Annotated in this window: 3 protein-coding genes and 3 pseudogenes; 3 read left to right on the top strand and 3 right to left on the bottom strand. The window is 58.9% G+C overall.

The annotated features are described in order from the left end of the window. A pseudogene (locus tag E4K64_RS38905) lies at nucleotides 1-453 on the bottom strand (IS3 family transposase); the annotation flags it as partial. A gap of 228 nt (nucleotides 454-681) precedes the next feature. Here E4K64_RS38905 and E4K64_RS38900 point away from each other — a divergent pair. Beyond that, nucleotides 682-2,073 carry an IS110 family RNA-guided transposase gene (locus tag E4K64_RS38900; protein ID WP_126262215.1) on the top strand — a complete coding sequence of 464 codons (1,392 nt, stop codon included), beginning with the start codon at nucleotides 682-684 and terminating at the stop codon, nucleotides 2,071-2,073. A 2-nt stretch (nucleotides 2,074-2,075) separates the two neighbouring features. On the opposite strand, the pseudogene E4K64_RS38895 reads toward E4K64_RS38900, so the two are convergent. Beyond that, a pseudogene (locus E4K64_RS38895) lies at nucleotides 2,076-2,335 on the bottom strand (transposase); the annotation flags it as partial. Between the two features lie 85 nt (nucleotides 2,336-2,420). After that, nucleotides 2,421-2,761 (bottom strand): annotated as a pseudogene (locus E4K64_RS38890) (molybdate ABC transporter permease subunit); the annotation flags it as partial. A gap of 1,203 nt (nucleotides 2,762-3,964) precedes the next feature. Between E4K64_RS38890 and dctA the strand changes: the two are divergent. Together dctA and E4K64_RS38880 are read left to right on the top strand one after the other, a co-directional pair. Further along, entirely contained in the window at nucleotides 3,965-5,275 is a 1,311-nt protein-coding gene (gene dctA, locus E4K64_RS38885; protein WP_126262214.1) for a C4-dicarboxylate transporter DctA, read from the top strand. 1,015 nt (nucleotides 5,276-6,290) lie between these two features. Beyond that, nucleotides 6,291-6,561 (top strand): DUF4118 domain-containing protein (locus E4K64_RS38880; RefSeq protein WP_235884966.1); only part of this gene is annotated, 271 nt, incomplete at its 3' end.

Below are 6,561 nucleotides of genomic sequence, written 5' to 3'. Positions count from 1 at the left end.
CACGGCCAGATAGACGAAGCCTCGCGCCATCGGGATGTACGTGATGTCCATCGCCCAGACCTGGTTCGGGCGCGTGATCTCCATGCCGCGCAGCAGATAGGGATAGATCTTGTGGCCGGGCTCGGGCTGGGTGGTGCGCGGCCGGCGGTAGAGCGCCTCTATCCCCATCCGCCGCATCAGCGTTTTGACATGCCGGCGGCCGACCTTGCACCCGTCGGCAGCCAGCAGGCCTCGCAGCATTCGCGAACCGGCGAAGGGAAACTCCAGATGCAGCCGGTCGAGCCTTTGCATCAGCGCGAGGTCTTTGGGCGGCACTGGACGCGGCAGATAGTAGACGCTGCCGCGGCTGATGTTCAGAGCTTCCGCCTGCTTGCTGAGCGGCAGATCGTGTTCACGGTCGATCATCGCTTTGCGCTCAGCAATCCCGCCTTGGTGAGCGCTCCTTCTAAAAAACTATGCGCGGCGCTGCGCTCCCCCTGTGGGATAGAAACGGACCGGCGCTAGATTGCCGACCGGGAGGGAGCGGCCGATACGATTTTGGTGGCACGTGACCCCGTTAAAAAACCTGGTCCATGGGTTGTCGCGCACTTGAGAGTGGTGACGCCATCCGGCGATCCCGTTTAGGAATCTGACGAATAGCGCAGCCCAGCCCTTCCGCCGCCGTCAGCAGGAGGATTAGAGATGAACCCCAAAAGATCGAAGTCGAGGAACGGAGGTAAGATGCAGATGGTGCCCCCGGACGCGGCTGCCATCGACGTCGGAGCGACTATGCACATGGCTGCCGTGAGGGCAGATCGCGCACCGGAGCCAGTCCGCAGCTTCGGTACCTTCACGGCTGATCTGCATCGGCTAGTCGACTGGTTTACTGAATGCGGCGTCGAGACTGTCGTCATGGAATCGACCAGCGTCTACTGGATTCCGATCTTCGAGCTTCTCGATGCCCGGGGATTTAACGTGTTTCTTGTCAACGCGCGCGATGCCAAGCCCGTGCCGGGGCGCAAGACCGATGTCAGTGATGCGCAATGGCTGCAGCGGCTCCATTCATTCGGGTTGCTGCGGGCCAGCTTTCGGCCCAAAGGGCAGATTGCCGAGCTGCGAGCCTACGTGCGTCAGCGCGAGCGTCTGCTGGAGTACGCGGCCTCACACATCCAGCATATGCAGAAGGCCTTGACGGAGATGAATCTTCAGCTGCACCACGTCGTCACCGACATCACCGACATCACCGGCGCGACCGGCCTGCGTATCATACGGGCGATCCTTGCCGGCGAGCGCGATCCTGAGGCGCTGGCGTGCTTGCGCCATTATAGTTGCCACTCCAGCGCCGAGACGATCGCGAAGGCGCTCACCGGAAGCTACCGCGCCGAGCATCTGTTTGCGCTCGAGCAGGCACTTGCGCTTTACGACGCCTACCACGAGAAGGCATCTGCCTGCGACGCCCGAATTGAAGCCGTGTTGAAGGAACTGAGCTTCCATCGCGGTCATCGCCACGGATCAGCGCCGCGGGTCTCGCGGCGTCGGAATAGAACCGATCAGGCGAACGCTCCAGCTTTCGACGTCCGCGAGGCGCTGTTCGCGTTGCTCGGAAAGGACCTCACCGCGATCGACGGCCTCGGTCCTTACCTCTCGCTGAAGCTGATCGCTGAATGCGGCGACGAGCTCTCCTCGTGGCCAAGTGCAAAGCATTTTACCTCCTGGCTGGGACTGGCGCTGAGCAACAAGGTCTCCGGCGGCAAAATGCTCTCGTCCCGAACGCGCCGATCCGACGGCCGAGCGGCGGCACTTCTGCGCCTTGCTGCCGTGACCGTGGGTCGTACAGACACCGCGCTCGGCGCCTTTTATAGACGGCTCTCAGCGCGCATCGGCAAGGCCAAGGCCGTGACCGCCACGGCCCCGAAGATCGCAGTTCTGTTCTACAATGCTCTGCGATACGGAATGGACTATGTCGATCCCGGGGCCTCGTCCTACGAGACGCGTTACCGGACGCGAGTGGTCAACAATTTGCATCGGCGTGCCAAGGCATTCGGCTTTGTTCTCCAGCCCTTGGAGCCGAAAGTAGATGCTGCCGTTTCTTAGGAATCGTTCTCCAGCGTCAACTCGCCGATCTTGGCGTGCAGCGACTTTACGTCGACGGTGGGTTCGGCGATCCGACTCCCGCCGCCCGGACCGAAAACATCGGCAGCGCTGCCTTCGAGCTGGCCTTCCACGATGTGATCTGATTGGGGTGAACGTCGAACTGCTCCGCCAGTTGCGCCAGCGTGCGGTCACCCTTGACGGCGGCAAGTGCCACCTTCGCCTTGAAAGCCGGAGTGTGGTTCCGCCGTGCTCGTCTGCTCATCGTCTCTCCTGATTAGCGGGTCAATCTTGCCCGCCGTCAGGCAGAAACTCCACTTATCGCTGTTCAGATTTGCGGGACCAGCTCACTACGACGTTGACAAAACCTTGGTGCGCCCAGGAATGTTGCCGCCGATCATCATCACGACGCCGAATGTGCCGATCGTATGAGAAAAGCCAACCACAGCGGCTTTAACAAACTCCAATCGCGCCCTGATGGTAATGAAGGCGTAGAGCGACGAAACGCGCCCCGTAGTTTCCGACTGGCGATCTCCTATCCCAACAAAGGCGTTACGGATCGGCTGCACCACCAACGGCAGCGCCGAGAGGACCGATCCGATCACGATTCCCGCGAAAGTAAAAGCGAGCGTGCGCTCGCCCCACAAAGAGGCGAGAACCCACCCGGTCCGTCTGGGCCGAGGCGCAACAGATTGCGCAATCTCTGCCGAAAAGACATCCATGTGCGTCAGCCCAAGCTGAAAGCAGGTCGTTTTACGGGTTCAGTGATCGCCTGCACGTCCGGCTCGCCCAGCTATGTGGCGCGGATCGCCTTTTAGTCGCGTCGCACTTCATGGCGGCCGCCACATTCACGCGCGTCGTTTCCACGAGCAAGAGCAGCGTCGCAAGTCTCATCGGCAACTCCAGTGAGAGGGCCGCTTCCATCCATCTGACGGCGGCACCTCCTCGTTTAAAATCAGCAATTCCTGTGCCGCGTGCGAACTGCGGGGCGCGCCATGCGCAACGTGGCAGAAATTCGCATAGACGTCGAGGTCCCGGTGGCGTGGACCTAACGCTATGTCAGATTTCTGGCATCTCTGTTGCCGAGCAGACAGCGACGGCCGCGCAACGAAACGGCAGAATTTGACGCTGCCAGAGATGCCTATGTGGTTTGTTGCTGGCTCAAACGCCACACTCGCTGGGCCGGTAATGGAACGGATCCATGAAGCCTGCCCTTTGGCAGCAACGCGAATAATCTGGCGAGTAATCATCGTGACCCTGCTTCGCGACGCGGCAAAAGGCGCTGAGGGGCCGAGAGCGAAGGCAGCCTATCGACCAATCTGCCTAATGCGCATCTTCGCACATGCCTGGAGACAAATGCCCCGTGCACGAACGAGCTTTGCCGCTAGCGACGAGCAGTCCATCGTTTCAAGATTATTGTCCCGCGCAATCGAGCTCGCAAACCAGACTTCCATCGCGTGGATGAGTACAATCCAAACTATCAATTTTACCAATGTCATCCACTGTTACAATCCATCAGCAGTTAGCGTATATCGATCACGCTCGGGCTTCCATCCCGAGACGGAACTCCACTAATGCGCTCAGCCGATCAAGTTACACGTCTCGCCGCAACTTTTTGTTCGACTTTGCGAACGCGGGCGAAGCACTCAAACGGATGCGACCCGGAGACAGACGGCTTGCCCGAGACTGCTCAATGGGGCGCACTTTGAGCAATTGGTGCATATTTTGCTTAACGAGAAAGGATAACGCAACTAAACGCCTGCCTTTTGGAACGACGCACCGGCTCTCGGAACCGTCTTCAATCGGACACGGCTAAAATTATGAGCCTCGTATGACGCTGTCGCCTCTCAATGACGCGGCGGCTCGCATTCGAGATATTTGGGAAGGAAGCGTCATGACCACCATGGCAACTGCGGCGCCCGCACGCGCGTCGCAAGCTTGGTATAAGATTCTCTACGTGCAGGTGCTGATCGCGATCTTGATTGGCGCCATGGTCGGCTGTCTATGGCCGTCTGTCGCGACAAACGACTGGGTCAAGGCGCTCGGTGACGGGTTTATCAAGCTCATCAAGATGGTCATCGCGCCGATTATTTTCTGCACCGTCACATCTGGTATTGCGCATATTCAGGATGCGAAGAAAGTCGGGCGCGTCGGCATCAAGGCGCTTGTCTATTTCGAGATCGTCTCCAGCTTTGCCTTGGTGTTGGGCCTTCTTATGGGCAATCTGGTACAAATCGGTCGTGGCCTTGCGGTCAAGCCGGATGCCAGTGCGGTCGCCAATTACGTCAAGCAGGCGGAAGCCTCGAAGACCGTCGATTTCTTTCTCAACATCATTCCGGATACCGTTTTCGGCGCCTTCGCCCGGGGCGATGTTCTGCAGGTTCTCCTGTTCGCGATCCTATTCGGCTTTTCACTGATGGCGTTAGGAAACCGTGGGGAGCGACTGCGAGGCATGATTGACGACGTCGCGAACGCGGTGTTCGGCGTCATCGCTATTATCATGAAAGCGGCTCCGATCGGCGCCTTCGCGGCCATGGCCTTCACGATCGGCAAGTTCGGGCCGGCAGCACTCGGCAATTTGATCGGTCTGATCGCCCTGTTTTACGCGACGGCGGCGTTATTTGTCGTGGTGGTGCTCGGTTTGATCGCGCGCCTCGTCGGCTTTTCAATCTTCAAGTTCATTGTGTATATCAAGGACGAGATTCTGATCGTGCTCGGCACATCGTCCTCTGAAAGCGCGCTGCCGCAATTGATGGAGAAGCTCGAACGGTTGGGCTGCTCCAAGCCCGTGGTCGGCCTGGTGGTGCCAACTGGCTACTCCTTCAACCTCGACGGCACCAATATCTATATGACACTTGCGACATTGTTCATTGCCCAGGCACTCGGGGTCGATCTCACCTTTGGCCAGCAGCTCACGATCCTGCTCGTGGCAATGCTAACGTCGAAGGGAGCAAGCGGCGTCACCGGCGCGGGCTTCATCACGCTCGCTGCGACGTTGTCGGTGGTCAACCCAGCGCTGGTGCCGGGCATGGCAATCGTATTTTCGATCGACAAGTTCATGAGCGAGGTGCGCGCCCTTACTAACATCACTGGCAATGGCATCGCCGCCGTGTTCGTATCCTGGTGGGAGGACGAGCTCGAGCACGCGACGCTGCAAGCTCGGCTCAACCAGCCCAACGTTTCCACCACTACCGACACACGATGAGATAGGTCCCGGATCCTAATCGCCGCCATTCAAAGACGCGTTGAATGCAAGCGCAGCGACATTTCTCGTAATTCGAATCGAGACAGCCGACTTGACGAGCCGGAACTTTCACGCGCGATCGCCGGTGCGCAGCCCGCCTCGCCCCCCGGGCAGCCGCCCTGAAAAGATGCCCGCCGAGCAAAAGAGTCGGTACCAATCATTTTCAAGCGCGTCTTTCACCGTCAAGCTTCCGGCCATCTGCACGCTTCTGCGACATTTGCCTTGCCAGATAACAGGGCTGCGACAGATCGTGTCCGGCCTGACAAACTAGTTGTTGCTCCGCCTACAATCGCGCTCGATTCCGGCCAACGCCCCGGAGACAAGCCTCCGCACCGAGGCGTGATGGCCCTAAAACATACAAAGCAGTCGTAACTTCGCCTTCGTATCTCGGCACATGACCATTGCGCTTTCTTCCGCATGACCGATCGTACCGGCGAGATGAGTGGTTCGGCAGCTTGTCTTTGTTCTTTCCGAGTTCGGCGAGGCGCCCCTGATTGTTCCGGCTCAGCGTCTTAACTGAACTGCAGCCGCTGTCCTCCTGCGGCTGGCGTGAGGGAGTTATCCTCGGCTGCAGCCTCGAGCGCCTGCCCGGATTATCGGCAACGGAGGAAAGCAGGCACCTGAGCATCGATTGCAGGCGTGTCACCGCGCCATATTGAAAGGTTTAGGACAACTATACGTACGTCTGTGATGCAATTTTTCTCTGCGCGTGCTCAGTTCATTACCAAGCAATCGAGCGGAACCGCTCACCAGCGGGGGCTGGTGCCGGTGCTGAGCACTGCCCTATTTTCGCCTAAAATGTTATAGCTTCCCCGCCGGAGAAAAGGCCGGACGGTATCAAAATGCGTAGCCCGATCAGCAGTTTAGAACGTTCAGCCCCTCAGTTTACCTTCGGCAGCATAACACTGACCGTGGTAACACTGCTTGCTTGTACCTTCACGCCCATTTGGCCGCGACGGCGTTCGCCTATTTGTTGGTGGTCTTGCTGTTTTCGTTGATGGGCAGCTTCATCGCGTCGTCCGCGCTTTGCATCATAGCCATCGCTGCTCTCGCTTACTACTTTGCGCCGCCGGCGTTCAGCCTGCGTATCGATGACCCCCAAGATCTGCCGGTGGTTGTTGCATTCTTTATTGCCTCGATTGTGGGAGCGCACCTGATCGGAAAGCTCCGCCAGGAAAGAGAGGCTGCGCGTGTCGTTGCGGCCAAGCTTCAGCGGAGTGCGGCCGATTTGGAGGATCGCGAAAAGC

The organism is Bradyrhizobium frederickii (assembly GCF_004570865.1).
Lineage (GTDB): Bacteria > Pseudomonadota > Alphaproteobacteria > Rhizobiales > Xanthobacteraceae > Bradyrhizobium > Bradyrhizobium frederickii.
The sequence above is the reverse complement of the archived record's forward strand: the minus strand, read 5'-3'. Positions and strand labels throughout refer to the sequence as shown.

Coding starts and splice junctions, on each gene's coding strand:
- E4K64_RS38900 (WP_126262215.1), top strand. CDS start 682: ATGAACCCCAAAAGATCGAAGTCGAGGAACGGAGGTAAGATGCAGATG.
- dctA (WP_126262214.1), top strand. CDS start 3,965: ATGACCACCATGGCAACTGCGGCGCCCGCACGCGCGTCGCAAGCTTGG.